Below are 19,603 nucleotides of genomic sequence, written 5' to 3' on the forward strand. Positions count from 1 at the left end.
AAAAGCATCGACCCATCAGACAAGCGTGCTTGACAGGTCGGGCAAGTCGGCGCAGAAAGCTCATCAGGTTCGGCGGGTGTAGCTCAATGGTAGAGCAGAAGCTTCCCAAGCTTAAGACGGGGGTTCGATTCCCCTCACCCGCTCCAAACAACCAATCCAATTCCCGAATTTTTCAGTGACTTTTCTTCATCGCAGCGTTTCGCCGACCTGTGGGGTTTTCCGGTGTAGCGCGCAAAATCGCTTGGCGAAACGCGCAACACCATATGGCACCCAGATTGCGCGCTGAGAGAGCACCGGCAGAGGCGCGCGCTCCCAAGAGGAATCTATTGCCGTTTGGCACTAGCCATCCTTCTCACTCGGACGCTCGATAAGGCTGCCCCGCCAATCCCCCTGATAGTTGAAGTCCGGCGCTGGTATCGGTTCGGAGAACCAGAAGTCGGTGAAGGCTGCGACATTGGGTACGCAGAACCAATGTGCTTGACCGTTTGCATCGATCGCCCACCAACGTGCTTGTCTCGGCGCTTGCTTCCAGTCGACATTAGGCATCCGCGTACCCTTGTTGTTACGGAGTATTTAAAGGGACTTTACACGGCCTTTGAAAGCCGCTCACTCGCAATATCGTAATAAGCCGCTTCCCGCTCGCAGCCGACAAAGCGACGGCCGGCACGAAGGGCCGCAACACCTGTTGTGCCCGATCCTGTGAAGGGATCGAGCACGGTACCGGGCGGGCAGACCTGGACAAGCGCATCCATCAACGGCAGCGGCTTTCCCGTGGTGTGAAGTTTGGGACCGGCCGCCATAACACCACAACGAATGATCCCCGGATATGTGGGACCATCCTTGTCGTGCCATGCCCCCTTAGATCCCCAAAGGATGAACTCGGCCTGCTGGCGGAACCGCCCCTTGGCCGGCCGGCAAGCTTCCGTCTTGTCCCAGGGGACGCACCCCCGGTAGGTGAACCCGGCTGCCTGGACTGCATCGATCATGACGGACAGCTGTCGCCAGTCGGTGAAGACAATGAACGGTGAGCCGGGCTTGAGGACGCGGTGGGCCTCAGTGAGCCAAAGGGTCGACCAGAGCATGTAAGAATGCTGGTCTCGGTTTTCGCCGGAAAACTCCGGATACTTCTTCGGATCATTCACGTACTTGCTGTTGGCACTATCGGCCGTGCGGCTGCCGGCATGCAATCCGCCAGAGCTATACGGCGGATCGGTAACGAGGGCGTCATATTGTTCGGCTGATTGATCATGCAGCCAGGTCAGGGCGTCTTGCTGGAAGAGTTGCCAGGACATGTCTTCTCCGGGATTTGGCGCTCTGGGCGTTCGGAGAAGGGCTCTAGGGGCCTCAGGTTATTCAGCGTCCCACATCTGGGACATTTGACTTCTACAGGGCCAACGATCGCTCGCTCGGCCGACTTCATCAAGAGTTTGCGGCAAGAGCCGCAGCGGATTTCATTCATCGTGAGTGACAACCTTATGGCGACTCATCCATAAAGCCCGAGCATCGCGCGATGCACCGGGCGCGGTGGTTGTCAGATACTGCCGGGCGGGCTGAAGATTGGCGTTGGAGGCCCGCCGTCCGGACGAAAGTCCGGACCGCTCGTCAGCTATGGAGGTGCGAAGATGAGCATCGTGTTATTTTTTGACCAAGCTTGGTGGACCGTTGCCGGCCTGGGTCTTGACATCGTAGGTGTCACAATAGTCGCGAAAAACTGGCGCGCGGTATATCGAAAGGCCGAAGGAAAGCAGTCTCTCAAGTTGCTAAATGACCTCGAGGTTACGCTTGATGCGTGGAAGCATTCAGCAGTTGAAGAAAAGCCGCCCTTCACTTTAAGCCCGGAAGACGAAAGGCTTCTGGCGGGAGCCAGTAAAGCGTTCAAAGAAAACCGCGAATTAGTTCGTGGCATCCTGAGGGGCTTCGTGAGGTTTACGTTCCACGATACCGGGATTGAAAGCGCGTGGAATGAACTGGCTGCGGTAATTGACGGCGAAGATGTAAGCGATACGGAAAGACGCGCCGCCTTTGAAAAAGCTCGATCAGCCCTCCGAGGCCAGTATGACCTAGCCGTTTCCGAGGCGAAATGGGACTTTTCAACAATAGCACTGATAATGATTGTGACCGGCTTCGTTTTCCAGCTGATAGGCGCAATTCCTCTGTAACTGCTCATTCCTTTGTCTCCACTTCCACCATCGTGGTCCAGCCACCGCCCTCCGGATCAATCGTATGAGTGACCACGGTCGACACCCATTTGATGCTCTCGATCGCTGCTCCGAAGCCAGTCAAGGTGACCGGAGCGCCGGCAACGGCAAACGGGTTGCCGCGCATCTCGAAAGACCCGGAGCCGGTCCATCGGCTTAAGGCAGACGCCACCGCCCCGGCAGTCTTCTTGGCTTCAGTCTCGGTCGGTGTCAGATGCATGGGCGCATATGCGCCGCCTTTCTTTCCGATGTTCTGGGTTTCCTGCTTCAGGCGTCCCTTCTTCGGGTCGTACCAAGTCGTCTCCGCTTTCTCGTGGGCCGGCCGTTCCTCGATATCGACATCCCAGCCGTAGCACTGTTTCCGGTTGACCAGGATCGGCGGCAGATCCTTGCCCGATCCGGATTGTGCCTTGCCGCGCTCAAGGACAAGAAGCTTGCCCGCCTGGGGCTTGACGATCGCGCCGATTTCATCGGCCAGCTCGGTGGCAAAATCGAGTGGGCTTTGGTTCCAGCGGAGCCGGTACGGGATCTTGATGTTCTCGATCGCCGAGCTCACCAGCGCAGAGACGCCCGCCTCCTTGGCAAGGTCTTTGAAGATCTTGCCTGCCGTGCCGAAACCACCCTCCTGGTCATAGTGCTTGGACCCCGTTGCTTTCATCTTGTCAATGAAGTCGGCCGCCCTGCAATAGACCTCCATCGTGTCACCGTCTTCCGGGCTTCCGCCAAACGCCGTCCGGCTTGCAGAGAAGGTACCGAACTGCACAGCCGCACCCGGCAGCATGCCGGCGCTGATGGTGTATTTGGTTCCTTTCGGAGGCGGTGAGTACGGCGGCGCGGAAAAGGTCAGGACCGCTTCGTCGCTCTCGTATCCTGCCTGATCCGTGATCGTGACGCGCAACAGGGAACCACCCCATAAGGGCACAAGGTTTGGCGTCTTAGCGCCCGCGACAATGACAAACGGCTTGCCGATCATTCCCAAGGCCTCACCGGTGTTTCGTCAGGCGCTACGGGTGCCTCGGGAACACTCAGGATCGTGCCGAATGCCACATCGCCGGAAGGGTCTTTCATGGTGCCGGAGAGGCGGCGATTGGCATTGATCAGCGCCTCGGCCGAGCCGCCGCGTTCGCTGCCGTAAAGATCCCGTGCAATACGGTCAATCCGCTCGGCATCTTCGGTAACTGTGTATCTGGTGACTATCTTCGGCATGTTTCAAACCACGAACAAAAGGCCGACTTCGGCATTGAGTGTCCGGCCCCGGCCGGTGAAGGGATGGAAGCGGTCCTCATCGATGTAGAGTTCGCGGATGACAACGAGGCCGAGATTATCGGCGGCAAGGTTCGCCCCAAGACGCAGATAGAGAACAGGCAGTTGGCTTAGATGCTGTGCCTGCAGCCAGCCGAGGGCATCCATGCCGCCAAAGACAAAAGGCAGGGTCAGAACTTCCAGCCGTGCCGATCGCTCGCCAATCCCGGTCAGCTGATAGTCCATGCCGGTATAGGTTGCCCGGCCGGGCACTCTTGCTTCGCTGGACAGCGAGACGTTCTGCGGGTTCAGCCCGATGACCTTGAGCTGTGCCGCCCCGATGGAAACCAGTGAACTCATGCGAGGTCTCCCGTGTCATGAAGCGACCGTGCGCGCGCACTCCGGATCGCCCGGTTCTGCATGCGTTGAGCTTCTCGGGCGGCCCTTTCGGGATCGCGCGCCTGGTTGAACGTGTTGTTGATATTCATCGCTGGCTGAGAGGCTGCCGGCGCGGTTCTGAAACTCCGCTCAGCGCCTTTGCGCATCGAGATCGGGTCGGCCCCGGAGAAGCTCGGCTTGATGGTTGGAGTTGCGGTAAATGAGAACCGAGATTTCAGTTCGTCTGCCATCGCGCCGGCCTTGGCGGCTTCCGAACTCAAGGCGTCGGCGAACTTAGACCCGGCTTCGCCGCCCGCATCCCGGAGGGACTGGCTTCCAGGGATAAAGCGATCCCATCCATCCCAACCGGGTTTGGCTCTGGGGAACGGGCCGGATGGAACACTTGGCAAAGCCTGCGGATCGATACCTTGTACCTTGCGCGCTTGCTGCAACTGCCATTCAAGGTCTTTCAAACGCAGCTCCAGCGGCAACCGGGCGGTGTCCGGCAATCCGAACCGAGATTCCGGCCGGCTGTCGATCTGTCCGCGCAGTTCCCTGATCTCCAGCTCCAGCGCTTCGACGTTGACGCCCCGGAGCCGCCGTTCATTCTCAATGCTGTCCTCTTGGCGGCGGTAGGACGGATTGAACCATCCGAGAATTTCGTCAATCAACGGGTTTTTAAGCTGCCCCCAGAAGGAACCTGCTACCCGGCCGGTCTGTCCCATGGCAGCCGCACGGCGAGCGGCTTCAGCGCCGGGGGTGCTGTCGATAAAATCGGCGTCCGCCTTGATGCCACCACGGGAGTCGTTCCGGATTGCATCGAAAGCATTGTTGTAGAACTTCCGATTGTTCAGAAGCGGCCGGAGGGCAGACTTCGCCTGCATGTCGCCGAAGAGTTCACCAATGGCGAACTCGTTGCCACCGGTCAGGCGCTGGACTTCATCCAGGAGCGCCAGGATATAGGGCGTTCCTTGCTGCTGGGCCCGCTTCGAAATGCCTTCCAGGTTGACACCCTTTTCCTTGAAGTTCTTGACCGTGTCGGGAGCTGCCATTTTCGACAAGAGGTTCTGCAGGTTGGTAGCGGCCGGGCCTTCCATGCCAGCACCTTTGCGGACCACCTGGGCCAATGCGATCAGTTCGGCCGAGGCGTCCAATCCCGACCGACCACTGGCGCTGTAGAGCGCACCAAGTTCCGGGAAGTACCGGGCCATCGCTTCAATTTCGAACTCGCCCTCCTTGCCACCCTTGACGATCTGGTCGAGGAAGGCCGGCACCTGATCCGGTGTGATGCCAAGGTTGTTGATCGCTGCCGTAACAGCGCTTGCAACAATCGCAGGGTCAGATCCGGAAGCATGGGACGCTTCCACCGTTTTCCAGAGCAAGCCGGTCTGTTGATCAAGCGGGAAGTTGGCAGCGGCAAAAACGTTTCGAGCCGAGTTTACGAGTTCCGGCGTCTTGCCGTATCGGTTGCCAATCTGATCGTTCTCCGACTTGATCCGGGCAACTGCGGCGGGATCACGCATTTCAGCTGTGATAGCGACACGCGCGGCAGCGAGATCGAGATCATTAAAGCCCCGTTCAAGCTCGTTTAAACCCCGGACGATGTTGTCGACACTGGCAAAGGCCAGGAGCGCACCGAACGTACTGCCGGCAGTCGTCCCCAACACACCCATGGCTCCGTTGAGCTTGTTGGTTGGGGCGATCAGATTTGTCTGGTTGGATGCCTTCTTTCCAAGCCGGTCGATCTTGTCCGAGGTTTTGTTGATTTCGTCATTGAACCGGGTGAACTTGGTCTTATCCAGATCCTTCAGCCTGTCTCCCGCCCTGTCGGCGGCTTTGCCAAGGTCCTTGATTTCCTTTTCTACGCGATCCGTGCTGAGCCGGTTGAGCGCCCTCAGTTCTTTGGCTGGACGTTCAAGGCTGGTACCGGCCTTTTCGGCCGCGCGTTTCAAGCTGTTGAGTTCGCCTTCCACTCGATCTGTTTTTTGCGCATCGAGCGCGCGAACCTTGTTTGCCGGCAACTCCAGAGCAGTTGCGGCCCGGCGCGCGTTTGAGCCGACTTTATCGAGATCACGGCCGAGTTTGGTCGCGCCGGCGCCATCCAGCCGATCGGCAACCTTGTCGAGTTCCTGCAGGTCTTTCTTGGCGCGGCGAGCACCACGGTCCTTGTAGTCAAGTCGGAGCTTAAGAGAGACGTCCATTTTGCCGCTTACCCTCTCCTTAGGAGACCAAAGGTTTCACCGTGGATATCATCGGCCTCTTTCCACCAAAGAAGGCACTCCGACCAGTCGAGCCGGAGAACCTGAGGCAGCGGTGTGTGCAAGATGGCCGCAACACGAGCGGCAATACGTCGCCAGTCTTCCGGCCGTGCCGCTATTCGCTGTCCGCCCGGAAGGCGCGGGGAAAAAAATCCTGACACCTTTCAGTGACGGCATCGCCGTCATCATCCATCAGACCGCGCAGCACAGCAGCCGGGAAACCGGTCTGAGCCGCATAGATGTCGTAGCGATCGAAAGCGCCGCTTTGGAGTTTTGAAGCCAGTTGCCCGACCTGGGCAACCGTCAATCGCCGAACATAGATGGCATCAACCTTCTTGCCCTCCCAGGTAAAGGCATGCTCGAGGGGAACCCGGCTAACGCGAGTATCGGGTTCGGAAAGGAAATCGAGTTCTGCGATCTCGACTTCCTTCTCCTGGGAGGTCTCGTCCGTGCTACTGCGCGGGGCATTGTCCAGTTCGTCCGTCAGCTCTGCAGGTGGGAGCTGGATCTTGTCCAGAGGCACGTCAAGGTTCGAAGGGTTCTTGTCGGTCATAGGCGGCTCAAGCGGCAATGATGGCGTTGTGTTCGGCGCTGTAGTCGACGCCGTTGATCACCATCTTGTTGGCAAAGAAGTCGAACAGGTGGATCCGTTTGCCTTCGACAATGTCTTCATAAGAGACGATCGAGCCCACCTGATACTCGGTCTGGCCGCCGCGTTTGCTGGCAACGCTCGGCTGGCTGACAGCGCTGATCAATCCTTTCAGAATGACCACACGGCCGACATTCTTGCCCGCCTGCAGGTCGCGCAGGCGTTCGTAGTAATAGAACGTGGTCCAGTCACCGGCCTCCTTGCCAAACAGGGACCGAATGTCGTCGTGGGCACCCTTCAGCGAGAAGGGTGCGGTCAGCGGTTCGATCTCGCCGGGGTTCTCAAAAGACATCCAGCTGCCGGCCAAAGTGATCGTGTCCTGGACACGGCTCAGGTTGGGCAGCTGAACACTATCGAGGCGCAGGCGCTGGTTCAGCGTATCGACGTACCAGTTTGCGCCATAAATCACGCGATCCATGGGATGCTCCTTTAGTTCGTATCAGCAACCCGGATGTTCTGGTCACCCAGAGCTTCCAGTGCCTGCGCAATATTGGCGGCCAGAAGGTCAAAGGCCTCCGGCTGCGGTTCGGTGAAGATCTGCAGGTCGACCAGGTCCGGCGTTTCCTCGAAACGGAGCTTGACCTTGAGAGCGCCGTCCCGAAGCGATGTGTTCGGGTTGAGCTTGCGGTCCCAGATGACCTCGTAATCGATGATCGCCCCGAATGCCTGCCGTTCGGCGCAGGCCTCGGAAATCGTCTGGTAGATGAGCGTGGCCAGATGCGGCCCGAGGTCGCCCGCCATGTACTTGCGCATGGCACGGATAAACGCCTTCTCGATGGACCGGCGTGTCCGAATTCGCTTGATCGAGCGGTAATCCCGCACTGTCGGATCGGTTGCCGTGGTGAAAGGTGCCCAGAGAAGCTTGTTCTCGATGATCGTGCCAACACCGGCCTGACAAAGATAGTTGCTGTCCGAGGTCGGGTCACCATCGCGATGGCTCACCCGCGTTTCAACGCCGCGAATGCCGACAAGCGGTCGGTTCCAGGCAGCTTTGTAGGGGTTGCCGGCTTCCGCGTCCCGCTTCAGGATCTGCGCCGCCCAGGACGTGGACATCGGCGCGGTCGCGTCCGCTCCGTTCTTCCAGATCTTCACCCGAGGGTATCCCATCAGGATATTCAGCGACGTGGCGAAGTCTGCTGCAGAGGCTGCGGCCGTCTCGCGGGTGGTTCCGTCACAATCGGCAACGACAAAGCAGTCGATGATCTTGTTGCAGACGCCCTCGGCGGCCGTCACCACGGGGTTGGCAGCATCGCCCGGCCGTTGGTGGCTGAACTCCGGTGCAATGATCAGGCCGGGTTCAAGCCCGATTTCCGAAAGCGCCTCTGCCAGCGCCCAGACGCCGGTCTTGCTTGCGGCGCTGCCGGCGATGTGCCCGAGCTGCGTAGCCTCGTCGGGATCATCCTCGCAACGGGAAAAGATGATGTCAGTGGAAATGCCCGCCATGGCGATCTGCTCGATGGCATCCTTGGCGACACCGTCACCCAGGAGAGCAATTGTTTCGCTGTCTTCCGTCGAGACGGCAATGGGCTTGTGCATTTCAATGGAGTTGTCGGCGTTCGGTGCCGGCAGGCACATGCCAATGTAAGTCTGACGGGCGTCGATCGACGCAACAGTGGGCGTCAAATCGGAAAAGACGCGGGTGCCAACATTTGGGACAATGGCGCTCATATCTACGCTGTCTCCGGCCAAGGGTTTAAGGGCGGTTCAATCAGCGTTGAAGATCGGCGCAATGGTCAAAAAAAAGGGGCTGACACCTGTCAGCCCTAGAAAATCTCACTCCCTGAGATCGCGGGAAGCATGCCAGAAACCGGCCCCGACATGCAACGGGTTTATGCCGATCAAGGCCAGAGCGCGGCGATCTCATCGAAGTCGGACGGGACCGGGTCCATTGCCTTGATGGCGTTTGCAGCGAAGATATGCGCTGACTTGTGATCGAGGACTGCCTCCCCGAAAGCCATCATGGTCTGCGCGTCCATCTTTACGCGGCTGTCGTTTGCTGCGATCCATTCGAAGTCGCCAAGGCCACCGTGCCAGGTGAAATCACCAGGCTGTGCACCGTCGATCAAGATAGCCGACTGAGCGCGGGAATAAGCGCCCTGAATGTTCTCGCGATCTTCGGGGCGGGTCTGGAACAGCACACCGTTGAAGGTAATACCGGCGTCAATCCGGCGATCGCGCGCGGCGTTAATCTGGTCGTTGGTTACGCCTGGCACCGGTTTCAGAGCCGGCTTCAACAATGCCGGATCTTGTGCAGCAAGGAACGCGGCGACAGCCTCGGCCTTGCCGTCATCCCGGATCGGCCAGGCCCAGCTGCCGGAGCGCTCTGCACCGTCTTGCGTGAACGTTACTTCGACGCGAGTTTCGGTTTCATCGGTGAAGTGGATTTCTGTGACCTGCATCCCTAAATCTCCGCATCTACGTTAATGGCTGAAAACCCGCATCGCGTGGTTGACCCGGCTACGGTGTCGAGCCTTGCCGCGAGTTCTATGTATCCGGGTTCGGAAGTAACTGCGTGGCCAGACCACGAGCCTACGTTCGAAGCAAACGAATAGGTGACGTCAGGATCTCTGATCATAGTGAAAGGCAAGCCTATTGGTGTTTGGTAGTAAAAACCCGCCGTCTGCCCCCGAAGCGTAATCCCCGGTATGTGGTAGAAGAACCGCTGGCTCCGCAGCAGCTCCATACCGGCGTCCCGCAGTCCCTTCAGATCTCCCGGCACATGCAGAAGGTTCCCCGGGAACACCCCGAAATTGACAATGTCGAAATCAGCGGCTTGCGGGCCAACATTGAGCGGTTCGGTACGAGCTGCCCCCATGGAGAGCCAGAAAAGCAGCTCGTACCGCGCAAAGCTCCCGAGAGCCGAAGGAGTCCAAGTCGGGACGTTGATCAAAAACCTGTTGCGCTTCCAAATCCCTGTCGTGGTCATTGCATGCGTCTTGTAGTCAATGCCATTTACGTCATCGGCAGGGTTGCCGCTGTTTGCTGCAAGCCTCCCTTCAATGCCCACAGTCAGCGGATTATTCACACGCCCGTAGAACTCAACAGTGTACTCCTGATTGGTCATCCTCTGCGGATAAGGGAACTTGTATCTGAACCCTGCGTAATGCTCCGTTCCGGCCCCTCCAAGGGTGCCGTTGAAAGAGACGCGCAGATAATTATCCGGGTTTTGCGGAACTTGACCATGTGCTGGCGGAAACGCCATATCATCGGCAGAGAAAAGGCCGGGGAGTTCCGAGGCAAATACCGACATCCGGTCATGAACCAAACCTGTAGTGGTTCGGCTACCCAGACCGCGCTGGTTCACATCCATGAACCCGTTGATCACAAGGTCTTTGTTGGGTCCAACCGGACCGTCAATAAGGCTTTGCGGAAGAAACGTCATTTAAACCTCAGCTTCCAAGAGAAGGACGTTGCCGTTGTGGACACACTCGGCAGGCTGATTGACCGTCATCCCTGAGGACCCATCCATGATTAGTGTGAGCGCAGTCGTCTTGGCCCCGATGCTTCCAATGCTCGGCGGGTTGAATGTCCTGAACCCATTGGAGTAGACGCTTATCGCTCCGGACGTAGCCAAGGTGACGTCTGGGTCGCGGTTCATGTGCCCGTAGGTCGCACTGAACCTTGCGGAGCTAGCCGTTACGACAGTGCCTTGGAGCGCATAACCTTCGATCATGCGACAAAAGAAGTTGCACCGGTCCTTTTCGACATCGTCGCCACGGTAGTGGCGCACAACATCGTTAAGCACGGTGAACTCGTCGCGAACGTCGCCTTCAATGACCAGGAACCCGGTCATGTTGAGCCTCCACGCATCTGTAGAGGCATCAAGGCCTTGCCCCATCCGCACGCTGAAGTAACTGTCTGACTGAAGATCCACGCCGTCGATGTCGGGGACATCCATCTTCACCGCGTGGATGGTCCACGTCGGGTTCAAGATAATGTCCTCGCTATCCACGGTGAAGCGAGTTGGCGTTGCTGATGCAGCTCCGAAATACTGATCTGCAGATAATAGGAGACTGCCGCCTCCTGGGTTAACGCCACGAGCCAAGAAGACAACCGTGATCGTCTTCCCGGCGAACTGACGGGCGGAAGGCCACCTATGCTCTATTCGGCAATAGTCGCTGCCGGTCGTGACGTCGAATTGCAGATAGTGCAGGATTTCAAACGGCATGCCGTCTTCACCGCGCGTCAAGACTTCCCTCGTCACGTCACCGAAAGCCCCTGACCGGCTCGAATACCACCTGTCGAGCGTGTATCCGTTCGCGCTATATGCTGCCTGCCCCCGCGTGTTCAACTTCATGAACGGGTTCCAGGCGTGATTCCATCGGAAAGGCTTTTCCCCGGATGCCGTGAGCGCTTGTCTGATAAGGGCCAGTTCCGACACGTCTTTCGACAACTGTGCGAAGCCTACAGTTTCGAGAGACGGCGCGCCGATCTCAACAGCAGTGAACACCAAGGCGTTGAGCGTAATCCCATCAGGAGGCTTGTAGCTCAAAGTGACGTCCGAACCGTCCAGCGTGAAATCTTCGTGAAGCACCGAGACCCCATTGAGGTTGAGGATCACGGCATTCTTTGAATTGGGCGTTGCGGGAAGCGTGAAGGTGTCGGTCTCGCCATCGCATTCATACGACGCGACAGAAGGATCGACGGTCGGTGTCGTGACTTCCTGCACCAGCTCGGCGAGCGCTGCCTGGACGTTGTTCGCGGAAAGACCGTTGATCGGGTCGATGGCAAAGAACGCGGCCTTGGCGGCAACAGACACCCACTTCTCATTGAGATACTGCAGAAGCATGCCCTGTGTAGCGTCGGATACGTCCGTATCTTCCAGCCCTGCAAGCGTGCCGGACACGTTGGCAATGCTGTTTGCCAGCGCGTTCAGCGCAGCTTGCAGGCCGTCTACATCGTCAATGACATGGGTATGATTTGAAGGCGCAACGCCAGCAAGTGCCGTCTGGAGCGCATGGATAAATCCATCGATCATCTCCATCGCCAGGATGATACGGGTGAAGTCATAATCGACATTGTTGGCCGGGTCCGGCTTCGGAATGCCGAGTTGTGCTGTAATTGCGTCGGTTGGCATCGGAACCTCTTAGTATCCGTAGGCGCGCAAACGCGCGATGGAGGGACGCGCTGCCGGCGTGCCGTTAAGGGTGACCTTCACGCGGCCGCCGTTGGGGGCGGAGAAGCCTGCAAGATTAAGCTTCGGTTCCGTCCAGCCGCCGCCAAGCGCGCGGGCGCTCTCCTGAACGAGCGGCTGCCAATTTTCATCCCCATTGCTGTCAACGAAGATCGTCACCGTAGCGCCGGCCGGCTGCCAGCGATCGAACAGCGCTCGTAAGCCAACCGGACCTTCGATCTTGAAATTCTTCGAGACATAGTCCGCTTGCTCCTGCACCTGCCCGCCAATGATCGTGGTGCCCGGCCAAAGGACAGGCGACAGGTACTCGTTGCCGTTCAAAACCGCACGCAGAGTGATCGTCTCGGAGACATATTCATCGAACTCGATGGACTGCCCTGAAGCGAGCGGGATCACATCGCCATTGGCGCGAACAAGCTCGTACCGGAACCTGGTCTGATCGGATTGCAGCTCGACCGTGCCGCGAACGACCAGGTCGGTGATCGCCTCGATGTCGCCCTGGTACAGATCGACGGTTTTTTCCACCGGACTGAACTTGGCTGCGACGATATCGATCTTGAGATCGCTTTTCGGATGCGCCACCCAAGTGGTGCGGTTCGATCCGGAGAACAGGTCGCCATTGGTATAGGGCTGCGATGAAACCAGCTGCTGGGATTCAGGAACCACCTCACCAAGCGTTGCGATCTTCAGGGCGTGGTCCGCATCGTCGGTCATGATGACAACGCAGTATTTTTCCGAAGCACTGAGATAGTGCGGCGCATCCCAACGCGGGCTAACCTTGTCACCAGGCTGAACGCCAACCATCGGAATGAACGTGGTCGCCAGAACTTCATTGGTCGGATAACCGTTCAGGGTCCGGGCGAGCTGGCAAACCAACCCGTTGGCCGGGTCACCCACCTCGGCGATCTCCACGTCGAACCCAAGCATCATGCAGTCAACAGGCGGGACAAACGTAAAGGCAAGTGGATCGCCGTTCATGCCACCTTCACGACCGTTGCCTTCACCAGGGCCGCGATTGTTGGACACGTTGTTAACGTTGGTGACCCGCACGATATTGTTGATCACGTTGACCACGGGTGGCGGTGCGGCCCTGGTCACCAGATTGACCCGGCGCATCACCTCTACGGTGATTTCACCTGCGCCAACGAAGGACGCCTCGGCAAAACCGCCTGCAGCACCTTCCGCCCGGATTGCGTGCGTGCCGGTCGGGACACGAGCCGGGATCTGGAATGTGCCCTGCACATCACCGTTGGCACCGGCAACAAGCGGGCCGGCCGGTGTCACGTCCCGCCCCGCGAACAAAAGCTTTTCGAGCTGCTCATTTGGCGCGAAGCCTTCGATGCTGAAGTCGATATCGATCTGCCGCAGGAACTCTGCTGCCCGTGTCGTCTGCCGTACTTCTTCGGTAATCGTAGTGCGGCCCGGAGACTGACCGGGAGCTGCCGTGAACTGGCGCGTTATGGACGAGGTCCATTGCGTTTCGGTCTCAGTCCAGAAGTCGTTATTCGGGTTGAGTGCCAGCAATCCCGGCATCGGGTTATAGTTGGCGTACGGGTTGACCTTCATGGACCCGGTTGCGAGCGGCTGCGAGATGATCACTTCTTCGGTGTAATCAAGGATCACAAGCGTGTTGATCGTCTCGACAAACTGCTCATAGACCGGGAGCTGCAAGACGCCCTGGTTAGCGGCTGCTGTTTGGACCACACCCTCGTCGCGGTAGAAATCGCTCCAGAAATCATCCGTGAAGATGCCATCGGCAGAGATCGCAGCTGCGTCCGGCACAGATTGCTCCATGAGCGTCCGATTGAGCTGATCGGCAAGTTTCACCGTCAGCCGCAGATATCCCCAAAGTTCATCATAGGTCGGTACGCGGGTGCCATTGTTGACGATCTCCGGAGCGCCGTCCCACGTGTTGTGGATCTCGGCAATCTTCAGATAGCCCTCGGGCGGCTTCGGCGGCAGAGCGCCCTTGCGTGCGGACTGCCCTTTGACGATGCTCGGCGTGCCATCGATATCAAAAACAAGAACATCCTTGCGCGGGATCTTCGAGTTGTAAGTCAGAAGTGCCGTTTCATCGGTCACACCGCCTGACAGTGTGATGGTCGTTGCGTCGAAGGCATCCGGCGCGACCTGCTTGAAATACCGATAGGTGACGACATAGGTGCTGCCGGCAGCCGGCTCATCACCAGCCGGAGCCCAGGAGATATTGTCACCGGACAGGGAATATGTTGCCGGATCAAACGTGGTCGCAGCCTGCGTCACGCTTATGATTTCGACAATCGACGCTTCCTGCAGTTCATCGAGCCCGTTAGGCACAGGCCCGCGCGTCACGTTCTCGGAGATCTGCATGGTGACAACCGCAGAAACCACGTTCGCGATCGGCGGCCTTGCGACGGTCAGAACGGCAGTACCACTGCCACCATCGGTGAAGGTCTTTGCCTCGGCCGAGACCAGTTCAAGATCCGGATCTTGTGTCTGGAACAGAGTGAAAGCGGTTTCACGCGTACGGCGCCAGCCCTGAATGTTTGCAGCGCCAGCACCCACCGACAGGATCTGCCGATCGTTGCCATCGTCCCCAAGCGCGCTGACTTCGCAGCCGGCAACGATGTAGGAGCCGCGTGCGCGGTCGTAAATCGCAGCAGTCGCAAGAATGCCATCAAGTGCAGGCGGAGCGGTCTGATCAACGACGGTGCCATCGAGCAGCTTGTAGACCTGTATAAACTGGCCCTCGCCGCCATCGTTCAGCAAACCCCACTCAAGTGACCGGTTCGTCCGGTAAGCGCCCGGCTCGCCTTCTGCATCGGTACCCGGATGCAAGCCCACGAGAGACGGATCTTCCTCATGACCAATACGGGTGACCACCTGGCGCACACCAACGATCACGTCGCCGGAGATCGGAACATCATCAAACTGCGCTGCAGCAACGGACAGAACATGACCGTCAATGTAGATCCGGCCAGCCTGCAGGATGATGCTGGCCGTTGTCGGAATGGCATTCGGGTCTTCCGGGTCAATGTCGAATGCGACCTTGATTTCCGCATCGCTTTCCCGATTACCATTCCCAGCAACCAGATCGCCAATTGCCTGGATGCGCCGGCCGGTCAGCCCCTGCAGTTCATTGAGTTCCGCACCCTGAATGAAGCGGTCCTCGACAAAGACCAGATCCGTCCGGGTGGACGGCGCGTCTGGAGTTCTGTCATAGGCGGCGTCAATGCCGGACTCGTGTTCGTAGGCCATCAGAACCTCAAGAAAAATTGGACGTATTCACGCACGGTCTCGCCAAAAAGGATCGAGATCGGCTGTGACGCGATTTCAACGCCTCCTGTCAGGCCGGCAGGCTCCAGCCAGAGTTGGCCGGGTTTCGACTGGTCGGTGACATCAGCGCCGAAGACGATGGAGACAGACGCGGCTTCGGCGCCATAACCGTCACCGAACCCGGTGCGCGCAAAGACATGCACTCCGATCGGGTTTTCAAGGTTCGGCTCCAGGTAGTCAGTACCGAACGCGTATCCGGTAAGCCCTTGCTCAACACCCCGGCAGACGGCCCGGCGATAACCAATCGTCTGGTCAGCGTCATCGGCAAAGCGAAGCCAGCAAGGCAACGCCTCAATGGCACTCGCCATCGATACCCTGCGGCCAAGTGCGGCGTCATCGGCCCACTTGAAGGTGGCAGTTGCCCAGGGAAACTGCATGTCGGCCCAAAGCTGGCTCGGGACCTCGGGAAGCCAAACGCCAAGCGCGGTCAGGTTACCTTCCGTCAGAACGTGGGTGTAGCGATAAGCTCGACCGAAAGACCATTTCGGCCCCTTGCCATCGATCCGGACTCCGCTGTCATCCCCAAGGATCGAACCGCTCAAACGGGTTCGGCAACCCTCTGCGGCCGGCACATCGTAGCCATGGACGCCACGGCGGAATGTTGACCGCTCTGGAATACTGAGATCAACGATGCCTGCGATCTTGGGAAGATCGTCACGCTCATCGCGAACCCGGTCCAGATCGATCTGGAACTCTGCCCAGGCAAGACGCCGCGCAGGCGGGTCCTGGATCGTGCCCGAATAGCCCACCATGTCGAGACCTTGCGCAACCGCGGAATGGGTGCCACGCACCCTTGCCCAGGGCAGCCCGCGTGCAAGAACTTCGGCGTAGCTGGAAAGATACGGAACCAGAGCGGCAAGGCCGTATTCATCGACCAGGAACGGACGGAGATCCGGAGGCTGCCGGCTGTACTTCCAGCCGGAGATGTATTCGACGCCCGGCACAAGGTCGGGCATGAGGTAGGTGGCATTCGCCAGCGCACGGTGTTGTAGGCTGACATTGTCTGGCAGGCGGTCGGCGCTCATCGGCTGCGCCCCCCGTCGACAATTGTGACCGTGCCGATCGCAATGGCTTCATTTGATCCCGCAACCACATCACTGGCCGGAAGTTGGACCGCGATGTTGGAGACCCCTGGCAGCATGGCGTTCGCCGTGATCCAGGCCCGTGTCAGATCAAGCCCGAGAAGATCTACTTCAGCATCGCGTGCGGTTACGAGGTGGCTTTCAAGCTCCTGCAGGAGAGACGCCGGCGCATCCGGTGACAGGGTAACGATGATCGTTACGTCCACGATCTGGCGAACCGCAGACATGACCTCGTAGCGGTCAGATACGAGCTTTACCCCCGGAGCTTCAAGGGCCGTTTGAACGATGTTTAAAAGGCTTTGACTGGCGTTGCCGCCGATCTCGGTAGAGAGCACTGCAACGTTTACGGTTGGATCGCGACCAACGCGCCACGTTGCGATGTCGCGAACGCGGATATCCGCCCCCATCGCTACGCTCTTGAAGCGTTCCTTGGTACCGCCAACGGAACCGCCGATCGTTGCCAACTGGATACGCACCCGGAGCCGGGTGTCGTCTTCACCCGGAAGTCTTGCGAGATTGTAAAAGCTGGCAAGGTGGTCCAGATCCGCACCGGTGGAAAAGGCAAGGATCTGGTTGCGGGCGGCCTCGTTCACATAAGAGGTAAACAGCATGGCGTAGAACGCGGCCAGCTCCAGTTGGATCATAGCCGGGTCACTGGAGACGTTCGCGTCCCAGGTGATGCCGAGCGCATCGCTTTCGGCAACCATCCTGTCGATCATGTTCTGAAGCCACTCCTCATGGTCGATCGACTTCAGAACTTCAGGATCGGGGAGAGCCTCAAGATCTATCATGCGGCCTCCCGGTAGAGCTTGAGGGGAGCGGTCGAGGCTTCGACAGCAACCTTGTCTTCGTAGTTCCCGAAACGGCCCTCCGGATAGTAGGTACCCGAATGGCGGACGCCGAGACCGCCCTCCCTGGTCAGCCTGACAAGCTGCATGGAATGGATCCTGTATTCCGGTTCATGGGTATGCACGGCGGTGATGAGGGCGTTGTAGAGCCGGAGCGCGAGTTCCGGCGTGATGTCTTCGCCGTGCAGGGCAAAGTGTTCGGAGCCAAAGTCGAGCGCCATGACACGCACATCGAGACGCGTGGTCCAGATGATCTGAAGGCTCTGGGCAACATGCGCCCAGCCCGTCAACGGTTCGAAGGTTTCGAAGTGAACGCCGGTTCTGTAGCGGAGAGCTTTCATCAGGTGATCGCCCTCACTTTGTTGGACCCTTCGATGATCGGCCATAGGCCTTTCGAGGAACCAATTTTGACATCGACCCGATCGCCGACACGGGCAACCCGCTTACCGTCTTCGCCGCCCAGGTGAACGTCTTCGCTTTCGACAACGACTTTCGCAGACTTCACAAGTGCATCGGAGCCACGCAGCTCCAGCCGGGTATCACCGAAGGTCACCACGACTTCACCCGCATCATCGGAGGGCGATCCATTGTCGTCGTCATAGCTGCCGGCGATGGCGATGCTTGCCGTCCCGATCGTGCCGGACGGGCTGAACAGGATCATCTGTTCGTTGTCGGCCGGCACCGCATGAACCTTGAGCCGGCCGACACCGGGTGCCGCCCATTTGACGGGAGGAGAGAGGATCGGCTTGCCTTCAGCATCCACAGCAAGCTGCAGGCGAACGGTGCGCTCTTTCATGTCCTGGCTGCCGGGGTGGACCTTGCCGCGCAGGACGGCGCGCGCAAGCCGTCCTTCGGCACGGCGCAGAAACCGGCGAAGCGTTCTGAGTTCGAAAGCGGCGAGATCTGTCACGGTTCTTCCCCTTCGATCATGGCGATGATTTCGGGCGGGATGTCCGTTTCTGCGAGGAACTTCAGGCCTGGGCCGCGTTCTTCATCCGGCGCGACAAACGCCGGTGTTTCACCGCCGAGGAAATCGGGACCAAGGCCGATGATCTCTTGTGTCCAGGTAACGGCGTAATAGGCCGTCCCCTTCTGATAGGCGGTTGCGGTGAACATCGGCCGGAAAGCGGGGGCCGGTTCGGTAAGCGGCAGACCAATGTTGGCAAGCCCCCAATCAGAAAGGTCCGGATCGTTCAGGATCGCCAGCAAGCGGGTGCCGATGGCATTGGCAACGGTTTCCCTCGGTATCCGCCGGCCGCGCGGTTTGTCCGCGAAGTCTTCTGCGACAATGTACGCGGCAAAATCCACCGGCATGGTGTAGTGCCCGGCCGTTTCCCGCATGGCCTTAATTTGGGTCCAGCCGAGCAACACGCCCGGAGCGCGGATCAGGTCGCGCGACATCACATCGTAGATGTCCAGCTTTCCCGGATGAGAACGGACGGTCAGCCCGCCGATCTGCGCGCCGATGGTCGCGGTGATCGCGAGGGTCATGGCCGAAACCTGGTCGGCGTTGATCAGGTCCGTCAGGGTGGTCGGCTCAATCATTGCAGGCCTCCGATCCCGAGAAAGTCAGTCACCAGATCGCGGATCTCGATCTCGTTCTCCGCCGAGATCCCGACGAACGCACGCGCGGGGACAACGACCTTCTGCGCAAAGACGTTCTGACCGCCGATCTGAAAAGCGAGAGCCTTTGCGTCTTTGGGTTCGATGACGGCACCGAATTGATGGACATGTGCAAACTCCCAGCTCGCACCCCACTCCGCCTGCGTGGCGGAAGAAGTTGAGGCAACGCTGTCCAGGAGATTGCGGCCGGTCTCGCGCAGAATGCTTGTACCGTTGTGGTTCGGTGCCCACGGCGTTCCATCCGGAGATGTCTTTTCCGTTTCGATGCGGCGGCGGGTCTGGCTCTCACCAAGGGCGGCGATCGCCGCCATCAGCGGCGCGGGTTCGAAGTCCAGCAGCGGTTCAAGGCGCACCAGGGCATCGTCAAGCTCAGTGCTGTCAAGCCGGATTGAAACGCTCATTAAAACCCCCGTAAACGGTCACGGGTGAAGACACGCTCCGGGGCATCTATCAAAACTTCATTGGGTGAGCTGAGAGCATCGGAACCGTTTGAGGAACCGCCATCAGAGCCGGACGGCTCGAAAGACAGCCCACCTTTGCCGGAGGCAATGGCCTCAAGGCGTTTGATAGCCGCCTCGTACCGATCCTTGATCTGATCGTTCGAACGGGAGAAGGACAGCGCAATACGGTAGAGACCGATATCGATGGCATAGACCTTCAATAGCTCAAGGCTGTCGGCGTCGAGATTGTTCAGATCATTGCTGCCATAGCGGGCCTTGAGGATGCCACGGATTTCCGTGCTGGCGGACGCCAGCGCCCCCGCCACCCTGTCCGCATCGACTGAGCCGTCATTCTCATCTGCGGCAAGCAGAATGAGTTCATCAGGGTAACGCAGTTCTAGATCGGACTGGGAGGCGTAGGCGGTCATGGCTTCCT

At 58.9% G+C, this 19,603-nt stretch carries 21 protein-coding genes and 1 tRNA gene; 2 read left to right on the plus strand and 20 right to left on the minus strand.

Annotated features, from left to right (window positions below; all coding sequences use genetic code 11):
* Window positions 1–72 precede the first annotated feature (72 nt).
* Window positions 73–146: transfer RNA gene (locus FIU93_RS27705), tRNA-Gly, on the plus strand.
* 438 nt (window positions 147–584) lie between these two features.
* On the opposite strand, the gene FIU93_RS27715 is transcribed toward FIU93_RS27705, so the two are convergent.
* Both FIU93_RS27715 and FIU93_RS31925 read right to left on the minus strand, forming a co-directional pair.
* Window positions 585–1,292, minus strand: a complete 708-nt coding sequence (locus FIU93_RS27715; RefSeq protein WP_152507369.1) for a site-specific DNA-methyltransferase — start codon at window positions 1,290–1,292, stop codon at window positions 585–587.
* On the minus strand, window positions 1,259–1,459 hold the full coding sequence (locus FIU93_RS31925) for a Com family DNA-binding transcriptional regulator (RefSeq protein ID WP_152507370.1): 201 nt from the start codon (window positions 1,457–1,459) through the stop codon (window positions 1,259–1,261). The genes FIU93_RS27715 and FIU93_RS31925 overlap by 34 nt, the downstream gene beginning before the upstream one ends.
* 163 nt (window positions 1,460–1,622) lie before the next feature.
* Here FIU93_RS31925 and FIU93_RS27725 point away from each other — a divergent pair, with 163 nt between their 5' ends.
* Entirely contained in the window at window positions 1,623–2,159 is a 537-nt protein-coding gene (locus tag FIU93_RS27725; protein WP_152507371.1) for a hypothetical protein, read from the plus strand.
* Between the two features lie 4 nt (window positions 2,160–2,163).
* On the opposite strand, the gene FIU93_RS27730 is transcribed toward FIU93_RS27725, so the two are convergent.
* From FIU93_RS27730 to FIU93_RS27820, 18 genes are all read right to left on the minus strand, one after another.
* Window positions 2,164–3,171: a contractile injection system protein, VgrG/Pvc8 family gene (locus FIU93_RS27730; protein ID WP_152507372.1), complete on the minus strand. Its 1,008-nt coding sequence runs from the start codon at window positions 3,169–3,171 to the stop codon at window positions 2,164–2,166.
* Window positions 3,168–3,404, minus strand: coding sequence for a hypothetical protein (locus FIU93_RS27735; protein ID WP_152507373.1), 237 nt, complete (start codon window positions 3,402–3,404; stop codon window positions 3,168–3,170). Before FIU93_RS27735 ends, FIU93_RS27730 begins: the two co-directional genes overlap by 4 nt.
* A 3-nt stretch (window positions 3,405–3,407) precedes the next feature.
* Window positions 3,408–3,800 (minus strand): hypothetical protein, encoded by a 393-nt coding sequence (locus FIU93_RS27740; RefSeq protein ID WP_152507374.1) that lies wholly within the window; start codon window positions 3,798–3,800, stop codon window positions 3,408–3,410.
* Window positions 3,797–6,019 (minus strand): phage tail tape measure protein, encoded by a 2,223-nt coding sequence (locus FIU93_RS27745; RefSeq protein WP_152507375.1) that lies wholly within the window; start codon window positions 6,017–6,019, stop codon window positions 3,797–3,799. Before FIU93_RS27745 ends, FIU93_RS27740 begins: the two co-directional genes overlap by 4 nt.
* A 172-nt stretch (window positions 6,020–6,191) precedes the next feature.
* Window positions 6,192–6,629, minus strand: a complete 438-nt coding sequence (locus tag FIU93_RS27755) for a hypothetical protein (RefSeq protein ID WP_152507377.1) — start codon at window positions 6,627–6,629, stop codon at window positions 6,192–6,194.
* Between the two features lie 7 nt (window positions 6,630–6,636).
* On the minus strand, window positions 6,637–7,143 hold the full coding sequence (locus tag FIU93_RS27760; RefSeq protein WP_152507378.1) for a phage major tail tube protein: 507 nt from the start codon (window positions 7,141–7,143) through the stop codon (window positions 6,637–6,639).
* 11 nt (window positions 7,144–7,154) lie between these two features.
* Window positions 7,155–8,393, minus strand: a complete 1,239-nt coding sequence (locus FIU93_RS27765; protein ID WP_152507379.1) for a phage tail sheath family protein — start codon at window positions 8,391–8,393, stop codon at window positions 7,155–7,157.
* Between the two features lie 170 nt (window positions 8,394–8,563).
* The gene (locus FIU93_RS27770) at window positions 8,564–9,124 is read right to left on the minus strand and encodes a DUF4376 domain-containing protein (RefSeq protein ID WP_152507380.1); all 561 of its coding nucleotides are present in this window, start codon (window positions 9,122–9,124) and stop codon (window positions 8,564–8,566) included.
* A 2-nt stretch (window positions 9,125–9,126) separates the two neighbouring features.
* A complete protein-coding gene (locus tag FIU93_RS27775; RefSeq protein ID WP_152507381.1) occupies window positions 9,127–10,107 on the minus strand; it encodes a hypothetical protein in 981 nt (326 codons plus the stop codon).
* Window positions 10,108–11,802: a hypothetical protein gene (locus FIU93_RS27780; RefSeq protein WP_152507382.1), complete on the minus strand. Its 1,695-nt coding sequence runs from the start codon at window positions 11,800–11,802 to the stop codon at window positions 10,108–10,110.
* Between the two features lie 9 nt (window positions 11,803–11,811).
* Window positions 11,812–15,096, minus strand: a complete 3,285-nt coding sequence (locus FIU93_RS27785) for a DUF4815 domain-containing protein (protein ID WP_152507383.1) — start codon at window positions 15,094–15,096, stop codon at window positions 11,812–11,814.
* The gene (locus FIU93_RS27790; RefSeq protein ID WP_152507384.1) at window positions 15,096–16,199 is read right to left on the minus strand and encodes a phage tail protein; all 1,104 of its coding nucleotides are present in this window, start codon (window positions 16,197–16,199) and stop codon (window positions 15,096–15,098) included. Before FIU93_RS27790 ends, FIU93_RS27785 begins: the two co-directional genes overlap by 1 nt.
* Entirely contained in the window at window positions 16,196–17,047 is an 852-nt protein-coding gene (locus tag FIU93_RS27795; protein WP_152507385.1) for a baseplate J/gp47 family protein, read from the minus strand. The genes FIU93_RS27790 and FIU93_RS27795 overlap by 4 nt, the downstream gene beginning before the upstream one ends.
* Window positions 17,044–17,445, minus strand: a complete 402-nt coding sequence (locus FIU93_RS27800) for a GPW/gp25 family protein (RefSeq protein ID WP_209010251.1) — start codon at window positions 17,443–17,445, stop codon at window positions 17,044–17,046. The genes FIU93_RS27795 and FIU93_RS27800 overlap by 4 nt, the downstream gene beginning before the upstream one ends.
* Window positions 17,445–18,014 carry a phage baseplate assembly protein V gene (locus FIU93_RS31790; protein WP_173017424.1) on the minus strand — a complete coding sequence of 190 codons (570 nt, stop codon included), beginning with the start codon at window positions 18,012–18,014 and terminating at the stop codon, window positions 17,445–17,447. The genes FIU93_RS27800 and FIU93_RS31790 overlap by 1 nt, the downstream gene beginning before the upstream one ends.
* Window positions 18,011–18,649 carry a hypothetical protein gene (locus tag FIU93_RS27810; protein WP_152507386.1) on the minus strand — a complete coding sequence of 213 codons (639 nt, stop codon included), beginning with the start codon at window positions 18,647–18,649 and terminating at the stop codon, window positions 18,011–18,013. Before FIU93_RS27810 ends, FIU93_RS31790 begins: the two co-directional genes overlap by 4 nt.
* Window positions 18,646–19,128 (minus strand): phage virion morphogenesis protein, encoded by a 483-nt coding sequence (locus FIU93_RS27815; RefSeq protein WP_152507387.1) that lies wholly within the window; start codon window positions 19,126–19,128, stop codon window positions 18,646–18,648. The genes FIU93_RS27810 and FIU93_RS27815 overlap by 4 nt, the downstream gene beginning before the upstream one ends.
* The gene (locus FIU93_RS27820) at window positions 19,128–19,595 is read right to left on the minus strand and encodes a DUF1320 domain-containing protein (protein ID WP_152507388.1); all 468 of its coding nucleotides are present in this window, start codon (window positions 19,593–19,595) and stop codon (window positions 19,128–19,130) included. Before FIU93_RS27820 ends, FIU93_RS27815 begins: the two co-directional genes overlap by 1 nt.
* Window positions 19,596–19,603: the final 8 nt, after the last annotated feature.

Origin of the sequence: Labrenzia sp. THAF35, assembly GCF_009363595.1 — a bacterium.
In the GTDB taxonomy this organism is placed as follows: Bacteria; Pseudomonadota; Alphaproteobacteria; order Rhizobiales; family Stappiaceae; genus Roseibium; species Roseibium algicola.

Bases quoted from the DNA above. Each gene is read 5' to 3' on its own strand.
- FIU93_RS27715 (WP_152507369.1), bottom strand. From the start codon at position 1,292: ATGTCCTGGCAACTCTTCCAGCAAGACGCCCTGACCTGGCTGCATGAT.
- FIU93_RS31925 (WP_152507370.1), bottom strand. From the start codon at position 1,459: ATGAATGAAATCCGCTGCGGCTCTTGCCGCAAACTCTTGATGAAGTCG.
- FIU93_RS27725 (WP_152507371.1), top strand. From the start codon at position 1,623: ATGAGCATCGTGTTATTTTTTGACCAAGCTTGGTGGACCGTTGCCGGC.
- FIU93_RS27730 (WP_152507372.1), bottom strand. From the start codon at position 3,171: ATGATCGGCAAGCCGTTTGTCATTGTCGCGGGCGCTAAGACGCCAAAC.
- FIU93_RS27735 (WP_152507373.1), bottom strand. From the start codon at position 3,404: ATGCCGAAGATAGTCACCAGATACACAGTTACCGAAGATGCCGAGCGG.
- FIU93_RS27740 (WP_152507374.1), bottom strand. From the start codon at position 3,800: ATGAGTTCACTGGTTTCCATCGGGGCGGCACAGCTCAAGGTCATCGGG.
- FIU93_RS27745 (WP_152507375.1), bottom strand. From the start codon at position 6,019: ATGGACGTCTCTCTTAAGCTCCGACTTGACTACAAGGACCGTGGTGCT.
- FIU93_RS27755 (WP_152507377.1), bottom strand. From the start codon at position 6,629: ATGACCGACAAGAACCCTTCGAACCTTGACGTGCCTCTGGACAAGATC.
- FIU93_RS27760 (WP_152507378.1), bottom strand. From the start codon at position 7,143: ATGGATCGCGTGATTTATGGCGCAAACTGGTACGTCGATACGCTGAAC.
- FIU93_RS27765 (WP_152507379.1), bottom strand. From the start codon at position 8,393: ATGAGCGCCATTGTCCCAAATGTTGGCACCCGCGTCTTTTCCGATTTG.
- FIU93_RS27770 (WP_152507380.1), bottom strand. From the start codon at position 9,124: ATGCAGGTCACAGAAATCCACTTCACCGATGAAACCGAAACTCGCGTC.
- FIU93_RS27775 (WP_152507381.1), bottom strand. From the start codon at position 10,107: ATGACGTTTCTTCCGCAAAGCCTTATTGACGGTCCGGTTGGACCCAAC.
- FIU93_RS27780 (WP_152507382.1), bottom strand. From the start codon at position 11,802: ATGCCAACCGACGCAATTACAGCACAACTCGGCATTCCGAAGCCGGAC.
- FIU93_RS27785 (WP_152507383.1), bottom strand. From the start codon at position 15,096: ATGGCCTACGAACACGAGTCCGGCATTGACGCCGCCTATGACAGAACT.
- FIU93_RS27790 (WP_152507384.1), bottom strand. From the start codon at position 16,199: ATGAGCGCCGACCGCCTGCCAGACAATGTCAGCCTACAACACCGTGCG.
- FIU93_RS27795 (WP_152507385.1), bottom strand. From the start codon at position 17,047: ATGATAGATCTTGAGGCTCTCCCCGATCCTGAAGTTCTGAAGTCGATC.
- FIU93_RS27800 (WP_209010251.1), bottom strand. From the start codon at position 17,445: ATGAAAGCTCTCCGCTACAGAACCGGCGTTCACTTCGAAACCTTCGAA.
- FIU93_RS27810 (WP_152507386.1), bottom strand. From the start codon at position 18,649: ATGATTGAGCCGACCACCCTGACGGACCTGATCAACGCCGACCAGGTT.
- FIU93_RS27815 (WP_152507387.1), bottom strand. From the start codon at position 19,128: ATGAGCGTTTCAATCCGGCTTGACAGCACTGAGCTTGACGATGCCCTG.
- FIU93_RS27820 (WP_152507388.1), bottom strand. From the start codon at position 19,595: ATGACCGCCTACGCCTCCCAGTCCGATCTAGAACTGCGTTACCCTGAT.